General features: G+C 71.6%; 19 protein-coding genes. 11 read left to right on the plus strand and 8 right to left on the minus strand.

What is annotated here, in order from left to right; all coding sequences use genetic code 11:
- Nucleotide 1 precedes the first annotated feature (1 nt).
- Nucleotides 2-1,642 carry a DEAD/DEAH box helicase gene (locus tag ACRDSQ_RS32210; protein ID WP_431426366.1) on the minus strand — a complete coding sequence of 547 codons (1,641 nt, stop codon included), beginning with the start codon at nt 1,640-1,642 and terminating at the stop codon, nt 2-4.
- A 299-nt stretch (nt 1,643-1,941) separates the two neighbouring features.
- Here ACRDSQ_RS32210 and ACRDSQ_RS32215 point away from each other — a divergent pair, with 299 nt between their 5' ends.
- Nucleotides 1,942-2,613 carry a ferritin-like fold-containing protein gene (locus ACRDSQ_RS32215; protein ID WP_431426368.1) on the plus strand — a complete coding sequence of 224 codons (672 nt, stop codon included), beginning with the start codon at nt 1,942-1,944 and terminating at the stop codon, nt 2,611-2,613.
- Nucleotides 2,614-2,808: 195 nt separating this feature from the next.
- Nucleotides 2,809-3,033: a DUF3107 domain-containing protein gene (locus tag ACRDSQ_RS32220; protein ID WP_431426369.1), complete on the plus strand. Its 225-nt coding sequence runs from the start codon at nt 2,809-2,811 to the stop codon at nt 3,031-3,033.
- Nucleotides 3,034-3,095: 62 nt separating this feature from the next.
- Here ACRDSQ_RS32220 and ACRDSQ_RS32225 read toward each other — a convergent pair whose 3' ends face one another.
- A complete protein-coding gene (locus tag ACRDSQ_RS32225) occupies nt 3,096-3,422 on the minus strand; it encodes a DUF4873 domain-containing protein (RefSeq protein WP_431426371.1) in 327 nt (108 codons plus the stop codon).
- 11 nt (nt 3,423-3,433) lie between these two features.
- The gene (locus ACRDSQ_RS32230) at nt 3,434-4,186 is read right to left on the minus strand and encodes a TetR/AcrR family transcriptional regulator (protein WP_431426373.1); all 753 of its coding nucleotides are present in this window, start codon (nt 4,184-4,186) and stop codon (nt 3,434-3,436) included.
- Nucleotides 4,187-4,243: 57 nt separating this feature from the next.
- Here ACRDSQ_RS32230 and ACRDSQ_RS32235 point away from each other — a divergent pair, with 57 nt between their 5' ends.
- The 3 genes from ACRDSQ_RS32235 to ACRDSQ_RS32245 are packed head-to-tail and all read left to right on the plus strand — an operon-like array spanning nt 4,244 to nt 6,942.
- On the plus strand, nt 4,244-5,155 hold the full coding sequence (locus tag ACRDSQ_RS32235; protein ID WP_431426374.1) for an AurF N-oxygenase family protein: 912 nt from the start codon (nt 4,244-4,246) through the stop codon (nt 5,153-5,155).
- The gene (locus ACRDSQ_RS32240) at nt 5,152-6,033 is read left to right on the plus strand and encodes an alpha/beta fold hydrolase (protein ID WP_431426376.1); all 882 of its coding nucleotides are present in this window, start codon (nt 5,152-5,154) and stop codon (nt 6,031-6,033) included. The genes ACRDSQ_RS32235 and ACRDSQ_RS32240 overlap by 4 nt, the downstream gene beginning before the upstream one ends.
- A gap of 12 nt (nt 6,034-6,045) precedes the next feature.
- The gene (locus tag ACRDSQ_RS32245; RefSeq protein WP_431426378.1) at nt 6,046-6,942 is read left to right on the plus strand and encodes an alpha/beta fold hydrolase; all 897 of its coding nucleotides are present in this window, start codon (nt 6,046-6,048) and stop codon (nt 6,940-6,942) included.
- 4 nt (nt 6,943-6,946) lie between these two features.
- Here the strand turns inward: ACRDSQ_RS32245 and ACRDSQ_RS32250 are convergent, their stop codons facing one another.
- From ACRDSQ_RS32250 to ACRDSQ_RS32260, 3 genes are read right to left on the minus strand one after another with little or no spacing between them, the layout of a single operon-like run.
- Entirely contained in the window at nt 6,947-7,633 is a 687-nt protein-coding gene (locus ACRDSQ_RS32250; RefSeq protein WP_431426380.1) for a hypothetical protein, read from the minus strand.
- An 8-nt stretch (nt 7,634-7,641) separates the two neighbouring features.
- On the minus strand, nt 7,642-8,319 hold the full coding sequence (locus ACRDSQ_RS32255) for a PP2C family protein-serine/threonine phosphatase (protein ID WP_431426382.1): 678 nt from the start codon (nt 8,317-8,319) through the stop codon (nt 7,642-7,644).
- 58 nt (nt 8,320-8,377) lie between these two features.
- Nucleotides 8,378-9,013, minus strand: coding sequence for a TetR/AcrR family transcriptional regulator (locus ACRDSQ_RS32260; protein ID WP_091383401.1), 636 nt, complete (start codon nt 9,011-9,013; stop codon nt 8,378-8,380).
- Nucleotides 9,014-9,197: 184 nt separating this feature from the next.
- On the opposite strand from ACRDSQ_RS32260, the gene ACRDSQ_RS32265 reads away from it, so the two are divergent.
- The 4 genes from ACRDSQ_RS32265 (at nt 9,198) to ACRDSQ_RS32280 (ending at nt 13,393) form a co-directional block, all read left to right on the plus strand.
- Nucleotides 9,198-10,178: an alpha/beta fold hydrolase gene (locus tag ACRDSQ_RS32265; RefSeq protein ID WP_431426384.1), complete on the plus strand. Its 981-nt coding sequence runs from the start codon at nt 9,198-9,200 to the stop codon at nt 10,176-10,178.
- A 62-nt stretch (nt 10,179-10,240) separates the two neighbouring features.
- Nucleotides 10,241-11,275, plus strand: coding sequence for a DUF3152 domain-containing protein (locus tag ACRDSQ_RS32270; RefSeq protein WP_431426386.1), 1,035 nt, complete (start codon nt 10,241-10,243; stop codon nt 11,273-11,275).
- A 109-nt stretch (nt 11,276-11,384) separates the two neighbouring features.
- Nucleotides 11,385-12,563, plus strand: a complete 1,179-nt coding sequence (gene moeZ, locus ACRDSQ_RS32275) for an adenylyltransferase/sulfurtransferase MoeZ (protein ID WP_431426387.1) — start codon at nt 11,385-11,387, stop codon at nt 12,561-12,563.
- A gap of 29 nt (nt 12,564-12,592) precedes the next feature.
- A complete protein-coding gene (locus ACRDSQ_RS32280; RefSeq protein ID WP_431426389.1) occupies nt 12,593-13,393 on the plus strand; it encodes a TIGR02569 family protein in 801 nt (266 codons plus the stop codon).
- Here the strand turns inward: ACRDSQ_RS32280 and ACRDSQ_RS32285 are convergent.
- A complete protein-coding gene (locus ACRDSQ_RS32285) occupies nt 13,380-13,919 on the minus strand; it encodes a hypothetical protein (protein ID WP_431426391.1) in 540 nt (179 codons plus the stop codon). The two genes, ACRDSQ_RS32280 and ACRDSQ_RS32285, sit on opposite strands and share 14 nt — an antisense overlap.
- Before the next feature lie 79 nt (nt 13,920-13,998).
- On the opposite strand from ACRDSQ_RS32285, the gene ACRDSQ_RS32290 reads away from it, so the two are divergent.
- On the plus strand, nt 13,999-14,988 hold the full coding sequence (locus ACRDSQ_RS32290; RefSeq protein ID WP_431426392.1) for a pirin family protein: 990 nt from the start codon (nt 13,999-14,001) through the stop codon (nt 14,986-14,988).
- 132 nt (nt 14,989-15,120) lie between these two features.
- On the opposite strand, the gene ACRDSQ_RS32295 is transcribed toward ACRDSQ_RS32290, so the two are convergent.
- A complete protein-coding gene (locus ACRDSQ_RS32295) occupies nt 15,121-15,408 on the minus strand; it encodes an MGMT family protein (protein ID WP_431426393.1) in 288 nt (95 codons plus the stop codon).
- Between the two features lie 111 nt (nt 15,409-15,519).
- Here ACRDSQ_RS32295 and ACRDSQ_RS32300 point away from each other — a divergent pair.
- Nucleotides 15,520-17,760: ATP-dependent helicase (locus tag ACRDSQ_RS32300; protein ID WP_431426395.1), on the plus strand; the 2,241-nt coding region annotated here is incomplete at its 3' end.

Here is a 17,760-nt window from a genome sequence, read left to right on the forward strand (position 1 = left end):
GCTAGTCTGCCGCGCCCGATGTGTCGTTGGCGTTCGAACTCGCGTCCGCGCCGACCTCGGCGCCGGAGCGCCTGCGCCTGCGACGTGCCCGCGCGGGCTTGTCCTCGGTGCCGCCGGTCTCAGTCGGAGCCGCCGTCTGGGCCTCGCCCGCGGCGTCGACACCGGAGCGCCTGCGCCGACGGCGGGGCCTGCTGGCGCGGTCCTCGGACTCCTCACCCGACGTGCGGGTGGCGGCGTCCTCACCGCCCGCACGGCCACGCGAGGACGAGACCCGGGTGGTGCGGACCGGGGCGGCGCCGCGGCCGCGGCCGGGACGCTTCTGGCCCATGTCCTCCTCCGGTTCGGCGTCGAGGCCCGCGCGGGTGCGCATGGCCAGCGGCAGCCTGCCGGTGGAGCCCTCGGGGATGCCGAGGTCGCTGAACAGGTGCGCGGAGGTCGAGTACGTCTCCACCGGCTCGGGCATGTCCAGGCCGAGGGCGTCGCTGATGCCCTTCCAGCGGGGCTCCTCGTCCCAGTCGACCAGGGTGATCGCCACGCCGGTCTTGCCCGCGCGGCCGGTGCGGCCGATGCGGTGGACGTAGGTCTTCTCGTCCTCGGGACACTGGTAGTTGATCACGTGCGTGACATCGGTCACGTCGATGCCGCGGGCGGCGACATCGGTGCAGACCAGGACGTCGACTTTGCCGGAGCGGAACGCGCGAAGCGCCTGCTCGCGGGCGCCCTGGCCGAGGTCGCCGTGCACGGCGCCCGCGGCGAAGCCGCGCTCGGTCAGCTCGTCGGCGACCTTCTGCGCGGTGCGCTTGGTGCGGGTGAAGACCATGGTCAGACCGCGGCCCTCGGCCTGCAGCGAGCGGGCCACGACCTCGATCTTGTCCAGCGAGTGCGCCCGGTAGGAGAACTGCTCGGTGCGCTCGTGGGTGGCGCCCGCGTCGTTCTCCTCGGCCCGGATGTGCGTGGGCTGGGTGAGGAACGTGCGCGCCAGGGTGATGATCGGGCCCGGCATGGTGGCCGAGAACAGCATCGTCTGGCGCTTGTCCGGGACCATGCGCAGGATGCGCTCGATGTCGGGCAGGAAGCCCAGGTCGAGCATCTCGTCGGCCTCGTCGAGGACCAGGCCGGAGACCTTGCCCAGGATCAGGTCCTTGCGCTCGGCCAGGTCGAGCAGGCGGCCGGGGGTGCCAACCACGATGTCGACGCCCTTGCGCAGCGCGGCGACCTGGGGCTCGTACGGGCGGCCGCCGTAGATGGCCAGGACGCGCGCGCCGAGGTGCTTGCCCGCGTCCTTGAGGTCGTGGGTGACCTGCAGGCACAGCTCGCGGGTCGGGACCACGACGAGGACCTGCGGGGTGCCGTCACCCGGGGTCTCGAGCCGCTGCAGCAGCGGGACGCCGAAGCCGAGGGTCTTGCCGGTGCCGGTGCGGGCCTGACCGATGAGGTCGTCACCCGCCAGCGCCAGCGGGAGCGTCAGCTCCTGGATGGCGAAGGTCCGAATGATGCCCGCCTCGGTCAGCGCGCGGACGATCTCCTCGCGGACGCCCAGCTCGGCGAAGGTCGGTGCTTCTTCCTTCACCGGCGCGCCCGCCACGAGCGGGTGCGACGTGTCGGTCTCGGGAACGCCCGCGACGCTGTGGTCCAGCGTCACGGGGTCGAGATCGACGGCTGGGGTAGTGCTGTCAGTGTTGTCACTGTCGTGCGTCAGGGTGATCAGCCTCTCTCATACCAGCGCGCACTGCCCTGGACGGGCCCTCGACCGCACCGGATTCCCTACGCCGGCGCAGGAGGCCCAAGAGGTATGCGCGCACCCTCACACTCGGTCCGCGGCGTGCTTCGCCACGAGTTTCCCGAGGTCCTCGTCAGCCCTGCGTCGCCTGCCGAGACGGCGGCGAGACACGGGCGTCCTGCCGAGTCTACCCGCGACGGTCGCCCGATACGCTGCCAACCATGGAGAACGCTGAGCCTGAGGTGTCCCGGGGCGTGTTGTCGGCTGCTGTAGTGGACCTGCTCGGCGTGCTGGCCTATGGCGAATTGTCCGCTTTCGACCGCATGTCGGAGGACGCCAGGTCGGCCCCGACGGTGGCCGGGCGGGCCGCGCTGTCGGCCATGGCCGCCGCCGAGATGGGGCACTACGCCAAGATCGAGAAGTTCCTCGCCGGGCATGGGGTGGAGATCGAGGACGCGATCCGTCCGTTCATCGCCCACATCGACACCTGGCATGCGTCGACCGCGCCCCGCTCGTGGCTGGAGTCGCTGGTCAAGGCCTATGTCGGCGACGGTCTGGCGGCCGACTTCTACCGCGAGATCGCCAACTGGCTCGACGAGGAGACCAAGGCGCTCGTGCTCGAGGTCCTCGCCGACACCGGCCACTCCGCCTTCGCCGAGCGCGAGGTCGCCGCCGCCATCGAGCGCGACGGCACCGTGCGCGACCGGCTCGCCCTTTGGGGCAGGCGGCTGCTGGGCGAGGCGCTGACGCAGGCCCAGTACGTCGTGGCTGAACGCGACAGCCTCGCCGAGCTGATCGTGGGCGGCACCGGCGACCTCGCGGGCATCGCCGCCCTGTTCCGCAAGCTGCAGCAGCAGCACGGCAAGCGGATGACCGCCCTCGGCCTTGGCTGACCCGAGTCCCCAACTCCCGACAACGACTTCTCACTTCAACTGTGGACAAGTCGGCCCGAGATGGGAACTCGGTGTCGGGGCGTGGGGACTCGCGATTACGCGCGTGGTGAAACTCGCAGGGCCTGAGCGGTCGTCGGGGCCGATCTCCACTAGCCTGCGATGGTGAAACAGTCGTATGACGCACGGAGGTCTGGCGTGGAGGTCAAGGTCGGTGTCGCGGACACCGCGCGGGAAATTGTCCTGAACAGCGCGCAGACTCCCGACGAGGTCGAGGCCATGGTGGCCGCGGCGCTGAAGGACCAGCAGGGTCAGCTAGTGCTGCTCGACGACAAGGGCCGCCGCTTCGTGATCCCGTCGGCGCGCATCGCCTACGTCGAGATCGGCGGCGCCGACGCCCGCAAGGTCGGCTTCGCCCCCTAAGGGCATCGCAGACAACACGATGGCCACCTACCGCAAGGAGGTGGCCATCGGTGTTTCCAGGCTCAGCTGTCGGCGTGGTCCAGCGTGGTCTGCACGACGAACGGCGGCCTGCTGGTGCCCATGATCCTGTAGCGGTCCCACGGGTCCGGGTCGGACAGCTCGCCGTCGGCTTCCGCGCCGGGCGTGCGCAGCGTCGCCTTGGTCTTGCGGCCGCCCACCGCCTCGGAGACCGCCGGGTCGGCGTCGATGCGGCCGTACCAGCGGTAATAGCCGTCGATGGGCTGGAAGTGGCCGCGCAGCGTGACCCGGACGTCGAATTCCTGCTCGCCGATCACCAGCGTCGCGGAACCCGTGTAGCCGTCGTCCTCGGGGTGCTCTTCATGGTCCATGGGGGTTGCTCCTAGCCCGCCGCGGTGCCGCTGTCGGCGGCGTCGCCGTTGGTCAGTTTCACGATCTTGTTGATGTCCAGCGGCTTGTGCGGGTCGATGGTGACGCCGTAGCTGCGCAGGGTGCCGTCGACCGCGGCCCAGATGGTCATGGTCAGGTACTCGACGACCGCGTCGCGGCCCATCGTGCGCCGCTCCAGCCACCACTCGCCGACGTTCTGCACCATGCCGACGATGCCGTGGCCCCAGACCTCCGCGCCGCCCGAATCGATCTTGAACGCGCGCATGTAGTCGCCGAGCAGGCTCGACAGGGCGTTCGCGATGACCTCTTTGTCCTCGGCGACGATGTCCGCGTCGATCTTGCGGTCGGCGAACGTGCTGCGCACGAGCAGGCGGTAGAGGTTCGGGTACTCCTCGATGAAGGAGAAGAACGCGTCGAGGCTCTTGCGGATGCGCGGCATCGGCGCCTCTTCGCGGTTCATCGCCGGGATGAGCCGCTCGAAGAGGATCTCGGTCGCCCGGTGGCCCAGGGCCAGGAACAGGTCCGCCTTGTCGGTGAAGTGCCGGTAGAGGACGGGCTTGGTGACCCCGGCCTCCGCCGCGACGTGCTCCATGGCCAGGTCGGGCCCGTGTGTCGCCAGCGCCCGCAGCGCGGCTTCGACGAACTCCTCCCGCCGGGCGGCGCGGTGCGACTTCCACCGGTCCCGCCGGGCGTCCCCGGAATCCGTCGAGCTGCGTCCCTTGACACGATCCGTCATGGATTGCATGCTACCAGAAGTAACTGTTACCTGCAGTCACACGCATGCCGAGGAGATGACTCGACGATGAGCCGCGCTCTACAGATCGCCAAGGTAGCCGACCGGGAGAAGACCGCGGGTCGTTTGCTCAAGTCTTCGGCTGAAAAGTTCTACGACCCCGACATCGACATCGACTGGGAAGCGCCGGTCGTCGACGGTCTGCACTACCATCCGGAACACCGCATCTCGCTCTACGGCACCGAGATGTGGGACCGGATGACCCCGGAGCAGCGCATCGAGCTGGGCAAGCACGAGATCGTCAGCATCGCGAGCACGGGCATCTTCTTCGAGGTCCTGCTCATGCAGATGCTGCTCAAGCAGGTCTACCGCAACGACCCGACCACCAACCACGTGCACTACCTGCTGACCGAGATCGCCGACGAGTGTCGGCACTCGACGATGTTCGGCAAGGCGTGCAAGCGCCTCGATGCGCCCGCCTACGGCCCGCGGGTATGGGTCAAGCAGCTGGCCAAGATCCTGCCGGCGATCGGCCGCGGCCCCTCGACCTACGCCGCGATCCTGGTCGCCGAGGAGGTCCTCGACCGCATGCAGCGTGAGGCGACCGCCGACGAGACCATGCAGCCGCTGATCCGCATGGTCAACCGCATCCACGTCCTCGAAGAGGCTCGGCACGTGACCTTCGCGCGGGCCGAGGTCGCCAACGGCATGGCCGAGGCGGGCTGGTTCGCCAAGAAGTACCACCGGCTGCTGACCGCGCTGGTGTCCTACTTCGTGGCGCTGAGCTTGGTGAACCCGAAGGTCTACAAGGCCGTCGGCCTCGACCCGCGGGCCGCCCGCAAAGCCGCGCGGAACAACCCGCACTTCCAGGCCACGATGGCGTACTGGGGCGAGCGGATCATGGGCTTCCTCCGCGAGGCCGACCTGGTCGGCGGACCTGGGATGGTGCTGTGGCGTCACTCGATGTTGCTCCCGCGATGACCTTCCACACGTCGGACGGCGTCCGGCTCAACGTCGTCGAGAGCGGGTCCGGCCCGGACACCCTCGTGCTGCTGCACGGCTGGGTGATGGACCACCGGTCCTGGGACCACGTCGCCGCCGAGACGCGCGGGGTGCGCGTCCTGCGCTACGACGCCCGCGGCCACGGCTCGTCCGGTCCCGGGCCGAAGTCGGCGGCGACGATCGACCGGCTCGCCGACAATCTCGCCGAAATCATCACCCACCGCGCGCCTGGCCGGGTCTTCCTCGCGGGCCACTCGCTGGGCGGGATGACGATGATGGCGCTGGCCGACCGGCACCCGAAACTGGTGGCCGAACGCGTCGCAGGGGTCGCGTTCGTCAACTCGGCTTCGGGTGGGCTCGCCGAGCTGACCTTCGGGCTGCCGAGGTGGGTCGCCGCGCCGATCCTGTTCATCGAGATGCTGGCGAACATGCTGATCGCCCGGCTGCCCGGACGCAGGCTGCTCAGCCCGCGGCTGTGCTCGGTGACCTGGCCGCTGGTGCGGTTCCTCGCGTTCGGCCGCAAGCCCGGCAAGGGGCACGTGGCCGCCGCGGCGGGCCAGCTCGGGGCGTGCAGCCCGTCCGGGATGGTGGCTTTCCGGGAGGAGCTGAAGTCGCACGAACGCGCGCCCGCGCTGCGGGTGTTCAGCGACGTCCCGGCGATCGTGCTGGCGGGCGACCGCGACCGGCTGTGCACCGTGGCGCTGGCCCAGGCCATCACGGACGCGCTGCCCAAGGCCGATCTGGTGGTCTACCCGGGCGCCGGGCACATGCTGCCGTACGAGCGGACCGCGGAGGTCGCGGCGCACCTGTCGAGGCTGGTTGCTCACACGGGAGTTCTCACCAAAGCTACTGCGTAGTAGGTTAGGTGGGTGGCTGACTCTTTCCGCACCTCGGACGACCTCGACCTGCACGTCGTCGAAACCGGTCCGTCGACCGCGCCGGTGACCGTGTTGCTGGCCCATGGGTGGACCAGCTCGCACGCCGTCTGGGACCACGTCGTGGCCGAACTCGGCCCGGACGTGCGGACCATCAGGTACGACCACCGCGGACACGGCCGTTCGGCGCCCGCCCCGGTCGACGCCGCCACGATCGCGCACCTCGCCGACGACATGGCGGAGCTGATCATGGCCAAGGCGCCGACGGGCAAGCTCGTGCTCGTCGGGCACTCGATGGGCGGCATGACGATGATGGCCCTCGGCGAACGCCACCCCGAGATCACCCAGCGGGTGAGCGCGGCGCTGTTCGTCTCGACGTCGTCGGGGCGGATGAGCGAGGTGACCTTCGGCCTGCCGAAGCCACTGGTCCGGGCCTACGTGAAGCGCGCCAAGCGTCCCACCGGTTCGAAGCCGTCGACGGCGCCGAGGCGTCCGCGCAAGCGGGCGGTCAAGGTGGAGGTGCCCGCGCCGGTGCAGCGCGCGCTGTCGCTCGCCGTGACTCGCTGGCTGGTGTTCGGCAGCCGCTTCCGGATGATCGACGTGCGGGCGACAGCCGACCACGCCGCCGCGGTCCACCGCCGCACCGCCGCCCTGTTGCGCCGGAGCATCAGCAAGCACGATCGGGTCTCAGCACTGGACGCGTACGCGCACGCCGATGTGCGTGTGCTGGTCGGAGACCGTGACCGGCTCACCCCGGTCGACCATGCGCGGGCGATCGCCGACGCCCTCCCGAATGCCCGGTTCGTGCTGTACCCGGCGGCGGGCCACATGCTCCCGTATGAACGGGTTCGTGAGGTCGCGACACAGATCCGCCGGGCCGCCGCGGCATGATCGGCTAGTGCCCGCAGTGCTTGTGGGGCACCAGCTGCTGATCCGCCGCCACGAGAAGTCGTTCGCTGATCAGGTAGTCCGGCAGCTCATGGCGGTGTCCCTGCGGGGCGCCCCAGATTTCGGTGACCACCTCGTTCAGTGCCCGCTCCAGCTGGGTGAACGACGTGAGCCCCATGCACAGCCGGGTCTGCATCCGGTCGAGCGGCGCGGGCGAGGCGATGCCGGGCGTGAAGTACTCCCGGTAGTACGCCGCCAACACCGTGCGGTGGCGCGGTTTCCGGCTCAGCAGCAACTCCACCCGCACCGCCGCGCCGGAGAGGCCGAACGCCGTCGGTGGTCCGATGTGGACAGTCTCCGTGGTCGGCGGTGTGTCGCTGACGATCAGCCGCACCCGGTAGCGGGAGTCCCACACGTGCAGCTCCGATTCCCCATCCGGCAAGGGAAACGCGCACCGCTCGCCGACCGTGAACCGGCGGCTCTCGCCCGCCACGTACACCGCCAGCGGCGCCTGCTTGCTGTTGACCACCCACCAGCGTCCGTTCATATGCCGCAGATACGGCGCGTTGCAGCCGCGGGACAGGCGTTCGTCGGTGCCCGCGCTGAGGAAGTCGCGGTCCAGCGTCAGCTGTTCGTCCGGTGAAAGCTGGCGTGGTTCGGGCAAGCAGTGGTAGTCGACCGTCAGACAGGCCATGCGCCACCTCACACGATGTCGGCGACGACCACCGTCACGTTGTCGTGCGCGCCGGCGTCGCATGCGAGCTTCACCAACGTGGACGTGCAAGTCTCCGGGTCCGTTGCCCGCAGGTCCGCCAAGATCGGGCCCAGGTCCTCGCCGAGGGCGTCGGTCAGGCCGTCGGTGCACAGGACGTAGCGCTCGCCGAGCACCGCGGGGCGTGACCACGTCTCGGGCTCGATCTCGGTGTCCAAGCCCACGGCTCGCACCAGGGCCGCGCCCTTCGGGTGCCGTTCGGCCTGTTCCGGGGTCAGGTGCCCGGCCGCCAGGAGTTCGGCGGCCAGGCTGTGTGGCCAGGTGATGCGCTCGGACTCGACGAACGTGACGCTGTCGCCGACGTGGGCGCCCAGGACGTGGCCGTCCGCGAGCACCGCGATCTCCAGGGTCGTGGCCATTCCCGTGGTGTTCGGGTCCTCGGCCGCCCGGGCGCGGACGGCCTTGTTCGCGAGTCGGGCCGCCGTGCCCGGGTCCACGAGCGGACCGGCCGCGACGACCGCGTCGACCGCGAGTCGGGACGCCACCTCGCCCGCGGGGGCCCCGCCGACGCCGTCGGCGACGACGAGCAGCTGGCCCTCCGCGTGGAACGAGTCCTGGTTGTTGGTGCGGCCGCCGAGCACGCTGGCGCCCGCTACGTGCATCCTCATGAGTCCACCGTGCCGCATTTCGCGCGAAGTCAGCAGGGGGAGGCCTCTCCCCGCCCGGTCAGTCGTGCGGTTGCAGCGGGAAGCCGCCACCGATGCCGCGCCACGCCAGGTTGGAGATCAGGGCGATCGCCTCGTCCTTCGGCATCGCCCGGTTGTCCTCCAGCCACGCGCGGGCCGCCACCTGGCTGACCCCCACCAGGCCGACCGCGAGCAGCCGCGCGCGGTGCACGTCCAGGCCCGCGTCGGCGGTGATGGTGGCGGTGATGGCATCCACGCTGGCCGTCGTGGCCCGGTCGATGGCGTCGCTGACCAGCGGCTCGCCGCGCAGGTCTGACTCGAAGACGAGCCGGAACGCCTGGCTCTCGCCGTCGACGAAGTCGAAGTACGCGCCGACGGCGTTGCGCACCCGGACCTTGTTGTCGGTGGTGGAGTCCATCGCGGCGTTGACCCGGCGGATCAGCTCGTCGACGTGCTTCTCCAGCAGCGCCATGTACAGCTCGAGCTTGCCGGGGAAGTGCTGGTAGAGGACCGGCTTGCTGACTCCGGCGCGCTCGGCGATCTCGTCCATACCGGCGGCGTGGTAGCCGTTGGCCGCGAACACGTCCTGGGCGGCGGCGAGCAGCTGTGCCCGGCGCGCGGTCCGCGGGAGTCTGGCTCCCCGGCCGACCCCGTTCTGCTGAATCGTCTCAGACATTCAAGTCTCCACCCTCAGTTGTGCCTACGGGCCGGGATCGCCAACCCGCGACGGGTGGTTCGACCGTACTACTGGGTAACCCCATTCGGGTTCAGTGTCCAGCCATACGGACAGCCCGTCCAGTATCGGACGTGACACAGGTCTCACCCGAGCGAGGGCCTGAATCGCACTGCACACTGGTCAGGTGTCCCTTTCCTCCACTTTCCGCGCGCCGCTCACCCGGGTCCCGCTGTCGGAGACGCAGCTGCCGCCCCTGGACCTGTCCAGCCCGGCCTGGCCCGGGGAGGAGATCACCGCAGGCGGTCACACCCTGCACGTGCGGCGCACGCCCGGCGCGGGCGACGAGACGGCTGTCTACGTGCACGGCCTCGGCGGCTCCGCGATGAACTGGACCGACCTCGCGGGGCAGCTCAGCGGGCAGGCGCCGGGCCTGTCGGTGGACCTGCCCGGCTTTGGCCGGACATCGCCGGCGGAGGCGTTCCCGTACACCCTCGAAGCCCACGCCGACACGGTCGCCGAGTGGCTGCGCGGCCTGGACCTGGGCCGGGTGCACCTGCTGGGCAACTCGATGGGCGGGGCGATCTCGATGGTGCTCGCCGCCCGCCACCCGGACCTGCTGCGCACGCTGACCCTGATCTCCCCGGCCGTGCCCGACCTGCGGCCCAGCGTCAACCGCATGTCCGACCCGCGGATGGCCTTGGCGCTGCTCCCGGTGATCGGCCCGTCGATGCGCAAACAGCTGGCCCGGCTCAGCCCCCGCCAGCGCGCCCAGCAGCTGCTCGACCTGTGCTTCGCCGACCCGAGCCTGGTCACCGAGGAGCGCCTGGACGAGGCGGCCCACGAGTTCGCCGAGCGGGCGAAGCTCGCCTGGGCGAACCCGGCCCTCGCCCGCAGCACGCTCGGGCTGATCCGCGCGTGGATGGTCCCGCGGACCCGCTCGCTGTGGACGCTCGCGCCCAAGATCACCACGCCGACGCTGGTGGTCTGGGGCACCGAGGACAAGCTGGTCACGGTCCGCAAAGCGCCCCGCGTCACCCGGCTGCTGCCGCACGCGCGGCTGCTGGTGCTGCCCCGGGTGGGCCATGTCGCCCAGATGGAGCGACCCGTCACCGTCGCCCGTGCGGTACTCGGTCTCTGGGAGGCGGCGGCGCGGGGTGACTGGTAGCCCACAGTGCGCTTACCCCTCAGTGCACTGCTCCGAACCGGTGATGTGGCACCCTAGATGCCGTGAGCGACACCTCCCAACGTGAGCGCGACGCGCGCACCGGGGGTTCGCGTCGCCCGCCGGAGCGCCGCACCTCGGCTGAACCGCTGGCCGCGTCCTGGGCCCCGAAGCCGCCGCCCCGCCGTCGTCCCAGCAGGTCCAAGGGCGCGCGGGGCATCCTCGCGACGTACGGCTGGCGCGTCTACGCCCTGCCCGTCCTGGTCGCGGTGACCGCGCTCGTCGCCGTTCAGACGGCCGGGGAGAAAGTGCCCGACACCACGGCCGCGGCCAGCACCGAGGCCGTGATCGGACCCGGCGGCCCCACCGAGGAGACGTCGCTCCCGCCGGATGTCCAGGAGACGCCGCCAGCCCCCGTCGACGTGAACATCCCGTCGGCCGAGCTGCCCAACGGCGGCGCGTACACCCAAACGGGCGCGGGCAAGTGGCACGTCGTGCCGGGCGAGACCGCCAAGGTCGGCACCGGCGCGAAGTTCTTCACCTACACCGTCGAGGTCGAGGACGGCATCGACGCGACGTCGTTCGGCGGTGACGACGCGTTCGCCAAGCTCATCGACCAGACCCTCGCCGACCCGCGCGGCTGGACCGGCGGCGGTCAGATCTCGGTGCAGCGGGTCCCGGCGACCTTCCCGAACCCGACCATCCGGATCAGCCTGACCAGCCCGGACACCGCGCACCGCGGCGACATGTGCGGCTACTCGATCAAGTACGAGTCCTCGTGCTGGCGCGGCACGGAGAAGCGACTGATGATCAACCTCGCCCGGTGGGTGCGCGGCGCGGTGGCCTTCGGCGGCGACATGCTGACCTACCGGCAGTACGCCATCAACCATGAGATCGGCCACGCCTTCCGCAACGGCCACGTCGGCTGCGCCCAGGAGGGCGCGCTCGCCCCGGTGATGATGCAGCAGAGCTTCGGCGTGGCGAACAACTACGTCGCCCAGCTCAACCGGGCTGTCGGGGTGCGTGACGCGGTCAAGGAGGACGGCCTCACGTGCAAGCCGAACGCCTGGCCTAACCCGACGGCGAAGCCAGCGGGCTGATTCCCGCATGTTGGAACCCCGGGAAGCGCGGGTGGGATTCCGGCGTTGCAACGGACGACAATCGGGATAGACCCGTGGTCCGTGAGGATCGCAACTAGGAGGGACCCTGATGCCAGGCACTTTGCCGCCGCTCGTCGAGCCGGCGCAGGAGCTGACCAAAGAAGAGGTCGAGCGGTACAGCCGCCACCTCTTCATCCCCGACGTCGGCATGGCCGGGCAGAAGCGCCTGAAGAACGCCAAGGTCCTGGTCGTCGGCGCGGGCGGCCTCGGCAGCCCCGCGCTGCTGTACCTGGCCGCGGCCGGGGTCGGCACGCTCGGCATCGTCGACTTCGACGTGGTCGACGAGTCCAACCTGCAGCGCCAGGTCATCCACGGCGTCTCGGACGTGGGCAAGCCCAAGGCCCAGTCGGCCAAGGAGTCGATCGCCGAGATCAACCCGCTGGTCAACGTGATCCTGCACCAGGAGCACCTGAACTCGACCAACGCACTCGACATCTTCGAGCCGTACGACCTGATCCTCGACGGCACCGACAACTTCGCCACCCGCTACCTGGTGAACGACGCCGCGGTGCTGCTGGGCAAGCCGTACGTCTGGGGCTCGATCTTCCGCTTCGAGGGTCAGGCGTCGGTGTTCTGGGAGGACGCGCCGAACTCCCAGGGCCTGAACTACCGCGACCTCTACCCCGAGCCGCCGCCGCCCGGCATGGTCCCGTCGTGCGCCGAAGGCGGCGTGCTGGGCGTGCTGTGCGCGTCCATCGGCTCGGTGATGGTGACCGAGGCGATCAAGCTGCTCACCGGCATCGGCGAGCCGCTGCTCGGCCGCCTGATGGTGTACGACGCGCTGGAGATGTCGTACCGGACGATCCGCATCCGCAAGGACCCGGAGTCCAAGCCGATCGAGGGTCTGATCGACTACGACGCGTTCTGCGGTGTCGTGTCCGACGACGCCCAGCAGGCCGCCGCCGGCCACACGATCACCCCGCGCGAGCTGAAGGACAAGTTCGAACGGGGCGAGGACTTCGCGCTGATCGACGTCCGCGAGCAGCACGAGTGGGAGATCGTCAACATCCCCGGTGCGGTGCTGATCCCCAAGGACAAGATCCTCTCGGGCGCGGCGCTGGCCGAGCTCCCGCAGGACAAGCCGATCGTGTTGCACTGCAAGTCCGGCGGCCGGTCCGCGGAGGCGCTGGCGGCGCTGCACCAGGCCGGCTTCCGCGACGCGGTGCACGTCGGCGGCGGCGTGCTCGGCTGGGCCAGGGACGTCGACCCGAGCCTGCCGACCTACTGAGCGGAGCCAAGCCGGTAGCGTGCCGGATCGTGAGTGCGTCCCCACCGCCCCTGCACGTGCGTGCGGCTTTCGGTGTCAAGGAGATCGAGCCCGAGCTCCTCGACACCGGGCCGCAGTGGCGGTGTGGCGAGCTCGCGCTGCGACCGGCCACCAACACCGCCGAGGCGACCTGGGTCGCCCAGACCCTCGGCGACCTGCACGTACCCGAGCTGCGTATCGGGCGGCCGGTGCGGGCCAGCGACGGGCGTTGGGTGGTCGGCGGCTGGGCGGCGTTCCACCACCTCGACGGCCGGCCCGAGCCGCGCTACGACGAGGTCGTCGCCGCGTCGCTGCGGTTGCACAAGGCCACCGCCGACCTGCGCGTGCCTCGCTTCCTCGCCGCCCGGACCGACGTGTTCGCGGTGGCCGACCGGGTCGCGGCCGGCTGGGGCGAGTCGGCCGAGGAGGCCCGCCTCGACCCGGCACAGGGCGGCCGGCTCTTCGACGTGCTCGCCGGCACCCGCAAGCCGCTGACCGTCAAGTCGCAGGTCGTGCACGGCGACCTGTTCGGCAACGTCCTCTTCGACGGTGATGCCGCACCCGGCATCACCGACTTCACCGCCTACCACCGGCCCGCCGAGTGGGCGGCCGCGGTGGTCGTCGTCGACGCGCTCGCCTGGGGCGGCGCGGACGACGGCATCCTGCGTCGCTGGTCGCACCTGCCCGAGTGGTCCCAGGCGCTGCTGCACGCGCTGCTGTTCCGCCTCGCCGTGCACGCCATGCACCCGCACTCGACCGAGCAGTCCCTGCGCGGCCTCGAGCGCGCCGCGCACCAGATCACACAGCTGTGACGCTCGACCCAAGCACCCGCCACAACAGCTCGGCACACGCCCGCAGCGGGTCCCCGTCCATGATCGCCGTGCCGACGACCAGCGCCAGCGCCGTGATGACGAGCGCGTTGACGTTGGCCTGCCGGGACTCCAGCAGCAGCGCGGCGATCAGCACGAACGGCACGCCGCCCAGCACGTAGGCGAGGACCAGCTGCGCCGTGAGCGAGTAGTCGCCGGCGAACGTCGCCGCGGCAGCGTAGCCCCAGCCGGCGAACCCGCCGCCGCCGACGACCAGCACCCACAGCGCGCCCGCGCGGCCGGTCGGCGGCAGCCAGGTGACCTCGAGCGTGCCCCAGGCGAGCAGCCCGAGCGCGGCGAACAGCGCGGCCAGCATGCCGAGGACCCCGAGCACGGACAGGGTCGGCAGTTCGTCCACCGGTTGGACCGGCAGGCTGCCCCGGTCGAGCGTGAAGAGCACCGCGAGCGTGCCGGTCGTCGCCGAGCCCACCACCCACGTGCCCACCAGATGCCGCACCACCAGGCTCAACACGGTCCTCCGGGAATAATTGAGCGTGCAACTACCTTGTTTCCGGCGTAGGCTCATCCTGACCTCAGAGGAGGGTGTCATGCCGGCCATCACCGCGGACACGCTGACCTTGTCCCGTCTCCCCGAGCTGCCCCTGCCCGACACCGCGTGGCGCGGCGTCGGCCGGGTGGTCACCTCGCAGCGGTTCCTGGAGGGCGAGGGCTTCCAGGTCCGCCGGCCGTTCCCCGGCGTCGACCTGGCGCTGGCCGACCCGTTCCTGCTGCTGGACCACATGGGCGCCGTCGAGTACGGGCCCGGCGAGGCGAAGGGCGCGCCGTGGCACCCGCACCGCGGCTTCGAGACTGTGACGTACATGATCGACGGCGCGTTCGAGCACACGGACTCGATCGGCGGCGGCGGGCTCATCACCGACGGCGCGACGCAGTGGATGACCGCCGGGGCCGGCATCCTGCACAACGAGGTGCCGCCGCAGGACATGGTCGCTCGCGGAGGTCTCTTCCACGGCGTGCAGCTGTGGGTGAACCTGCCGCGCGCCAAGAAGATGACGACGCCCCGCTACCAGGACATCGAGGCGAACGACGCCACCCTGCTGTCGAGCGACGACGGCGGTGCGCTGGTCCGGGTGATCGCCGGCTCGCTGGCCGGGCACGACGGTCCGGGCGTGACGCACACCCCGATCACCTACCTGCACGCGACGGTCAGCCCGGGCGCGCGGCTGGCGATGCCGTGGCCGGCGGACTACAACGCGCTGGCGTACGTGCTGTCCGGGCGCGGCACGGCCGGCCAGGAACGGCGTCCGCTCGAGGAGGGCCAGCTGGCCGTGTTCGGCCCCGGCGACGCCCTGACCGTGCAGGCGGCGGACTCGCAGCCGGCGAACAGCCCGACCGGCTGGGAGATCCTGGTGCTGGGCGGCCTGCCGATCAACGAGCCGGTGGCGCGGTACGGCCCGTTCGTGATGAACACGCGCCAGGAGATCGTCGACGCGTTCGAGGACTTCCAGGCGGGCCGCTTGGGGCAGATCCCCGCGGAGCACCTGGCTCACCGAACCCGGGCGGACGAGAACCTCTGAGCGAGAGGCGAACCCGAACGCGCGCAGCGAAACCGGCGAAGCCGACGCCGAAGGCGCTCTCGAATCGTGAGTCGCCGCCCGCGAATCCGCCGACGGCCCCGACCCCCGTGGAGCGACCGGCCAGGCCTCAGCTCAGGGCCGCCAGCGGTACTCGCGCATCCTGATCCGCTGACCGTCCGCGAGCACTCCCTCGCCCCGCAAGAGCTCGAGCTGCTCACGCACGAGGTGCGGCGCCGGCGTCCCGTTGGCCCGCAGAACGCGGTGCCAGGGCAGGTCATGCCCGTCCTCGTTGAGGATCCGGCCCACCAGGCGGGGCGTGGAAGCGCCGGCGAGGGCGGCGATGTCGCCGTAGGTGGACACCCGGCCCGCCGGGATCGACGCGATCAACTCTCGGACGCGTTCGTGCAGTGCCTCGTCCACGCGGCCAAGTATGACGGCGTGCCGGTGCGGCCAACGTCGGTGGGCCGTGTTTTCATCGTCGGCGTGGTCACGACCGCGAGCCAGCCGGCTCCCCGGCTCGTACGCCGGCCCGTGGCACCCCGACGGCCCTCCCGGTGGGATGCCGCGGCCCAGCGCGTCCTCGACGGCGCCGAGGGCTTCGTCCGCGTCCTCGGCGGGCCCGGCACCGGCAAGACCACCCTGCTCGCCGAGGTCGCCGCGGACCGCATCAGGCGCGGCGGCGTCGATCCCGACCAGCTGCTCGTCATCACCGCGAACCGGCGCGCCGCCACCCACGTCCGCGAGACCGTCAGCGGCCTGCTGAGCACCGAGGACATGCGCGCGGTCCGCGAGCCCCTCGTCCGCACCGTGCACTCCTACGCCTTCTCCGTCCTGCGCCTGCACGCCGCCATGCGCGACGTGCCCGGGCCGCGGCTGCTCTCCGGGCCCGAGCAGGACGCCGTGGTCCGCGAGCTGCTCGCCGGCGACGTCGAGGACGAGGCTCACTACTGGCCCGACCGGCTCTGGCCCGCCCTGTCCGTGCCGGGCTTCGCCGAGGAGCTGCGCGACCTCATGCTCCGGGCGGCCGAGCGCGGCCTCGGGCCCGAGGACCTGATCAGGGTCGGGCGGGACGCCAAGCGCGACGAGTGGGTCGCCGCCGGCCGGTTCGCCCGCCAGTACGAGCAGGTCACGCTCCTCGCCGGGGCGGACAGCGCGGCCGCACAGGAGAGCGCGCCGGCCCTGGACGCCGCCGAGCTCGTCGCGAGCGCCCTGCTCGCCTTCGAGACCGACGCCGAGCTGCTCGCGAGCGAGCGGGACCGGGTCCGCTACCTGCTCGTCGACGACGCCCAGCACCTCGACCCGCTGCAGTACCGCCTGCTGGCCCGACTCGGCTTCGCCGCCAAGGAGTTCGTCCTCGCCGGCGACCCCGACCAGGCCGTCTTCTCCTTCCGCGGCGCGGATCCCCGCCTGCTCGCCGACACCCAGCCCGACGGCGGCACCATCGTGCTGAGGGAGAGCCACCGCCTCGCGCCCGCGGTCCGCCAGGCCGTCGCCCGCCTGGCCGCCCGGCTGCCGGGCGTCGCGCCGCAACGCCCGGCGCTCGATGTCGAGGAACCGCCCAGCCCCGACGGCCGGGTCGCCGTCTGTCTGCACGCCACCGACGCCGCCGAGGCCGCGTGGGCCGCCGACCAGCTGCGCCGCGCGCACCTCATCGACGGCGTGCCCTGGTCGGAGATGGCCGTGCTCGTCCGCTCCGCCGAGCGCTCCGCGCCGATCCTGCAGCGCGCGCTCGCCTCCGCGGGCGTCCCGGTCACCACCGACGCCGACGAGCTGCCGCTGGCCCGTCAGCCCGCCGTGCGCCCGTTCCTCGAGCTGCTGCGTATCGCCGCCAACCCGTACCTGCTCGACCCCGCCCGCGCGGAGATGTTGCTGTCCTGCCAGTTCGGCGGCGCCGACCCGCTGGCGCTGCGCCGGCTGCGGCGCGCGCTGCGCCGCCTCGAGCTGGCGAGCGGCGCCGACCGGCCCAGCGACGAGCTGCTCGTCGAGGTGCTGCGCGACGCCGCGGACGACGACGACCGGCTCACCGCGCTCGCGGAGGACGAGGCGGCGAGCGTGCACCGGGTCGGCGCGCTGCTGCGCATCGCCCGGAGGGCCATCGCCGAGCACGCCGGCGTCGAGCAGGTGCTGTGGCTGGTGTGGCGGCAGAGCGGGCTCGAGGACCGCTGGGTCGCCCAGTCCCGGCGCGGCGGCGCGCTCGGCGCGCACGCCGACCGCGACCTCGACGCGATCGTCGGGCTGTTCCACGCGGCCGGGCGCTACGCCGACCGGTTGCCCGGCGCGGGCGTCACCGGGTTCGCCGAGTACCTTGCGGCGCAACGGATCGTGGGCGACACGCTCGCGCCGTCCGCACAGCGCGGCGAGGCCGTCTCGGTCCTCACCGCGCATGCGGCCGTCGGTCGCGAGTGGACGGTCGTGGCCGTGCTCGGTGTGCAGGAGGGCGCCTGGCCGGACCTGCGGCTGCGCGGGTCGCTGCTGGGCGTGGAGCGGCTCACCGACCTGCTGTCCGGAGTAGACGGTGTGGAGCTGTCCGCCACCGCGCCGCTGCTCGCCGAGGAGCGCCGGCTGCTGCTCGTCGCCGCCAGCCGGGCGCGGCACACGCTGCTGCTGTCCGCGATCCGCGGCGAGGACGAGCAGCCGTCGCGGTTCCTGTCCGAGATCGCCGGCGGTGACGTCGAGGAGGCCGCCCGTCCCGTGCGGCTCGGCCCCAACCGCGCGCTCGTGCTCGCCGACCTGGTGGGGGAGCTGCGCCGCGCGGTGTGCGACGGCACCGCT

Source organism: Actinokineospora sp. (assembly GCF_050699995.1).
GTDB lineage: Bacteria > Actinomycetota > Actinomycetes > Mycobacteriales > Pseudonocardiaceae > Actinokineospora.

Bases quoted from the DNA above. Each gene is read 5' to 3' on its own strand.
- ACRDSQ_RS32230 (WP_431426373.1), bottom strand. From the start codon at position 4,186: ATGCAATCCATGACGGATCGTGTCAAGGGACGCAGCTCGACGGATTCC.
- ACRDSQ_RS32225 (WP_431426371.1), bottom strand. From the start codon at position 3,422: ATGGACCATGAAGAGCACCCCGAGGACGACGGCTACACGGGTTCCGCG.
- ACRDSQ_RS32260 (WP_091383401.1), bottom strand. From the start codon at position 9,013: ATGTCTGAGACGATTCAGCAGAACGGGGTCGGCCGGGGAGCCAGACTC.
- ACRDSQ_RS32255 (WP_431426382.1), bottom strand. From the start codon at position 8,319: ATGAGGATGCACGTAGCGGGCGCCAGCGTGCTCGGCGGCCGCACCAAC.
- ACRDSQ_RS32250 (WP_431426380.1), bottom strand. From the start codon at position 7,633: ATGGCCTGTCTGACGGTCGACTACCACTGCTTGCCCGAACCACGCCAG.
- ACRDSQ_RS32215 (WP_431426368.1), top strand. From the start codon at position 1,942: ATGGAGAACGCTGAGCCTGAGGTGTCCCGGGGCGTGTTGTCGGCTGCT.
- ACRDSQ_RS32240 (WP_431426376.1), top strand. From the start codon at position 5,152: ATGACCTTCCACACGTCGGACGGCGTCCGGCTCAACGTCGTCGAGAGC.
- moeZ (WP_431426387.1), top strand. From the start codon at position 11,385: ATGCCAGGCACTTTGCCGCCGCTCGTCGAGCCGGCGCAGGAGCTGACC.
- ACRDSQ_RS32235 (WP_431426374.1), top strand. From the start codon at position 4,244: ATGAGCCGCGCTCTACAGATCGCCAAGGTAGCCGACCGGGAGAAGACC.
- ACRDSQ_RS32290 (WP_431426392.1), top strand. From the start codon at position 13,999: ATGCCGGCCATCACCGCGGACACGCTGACCTTGTCCCGTCTCCCCGAG.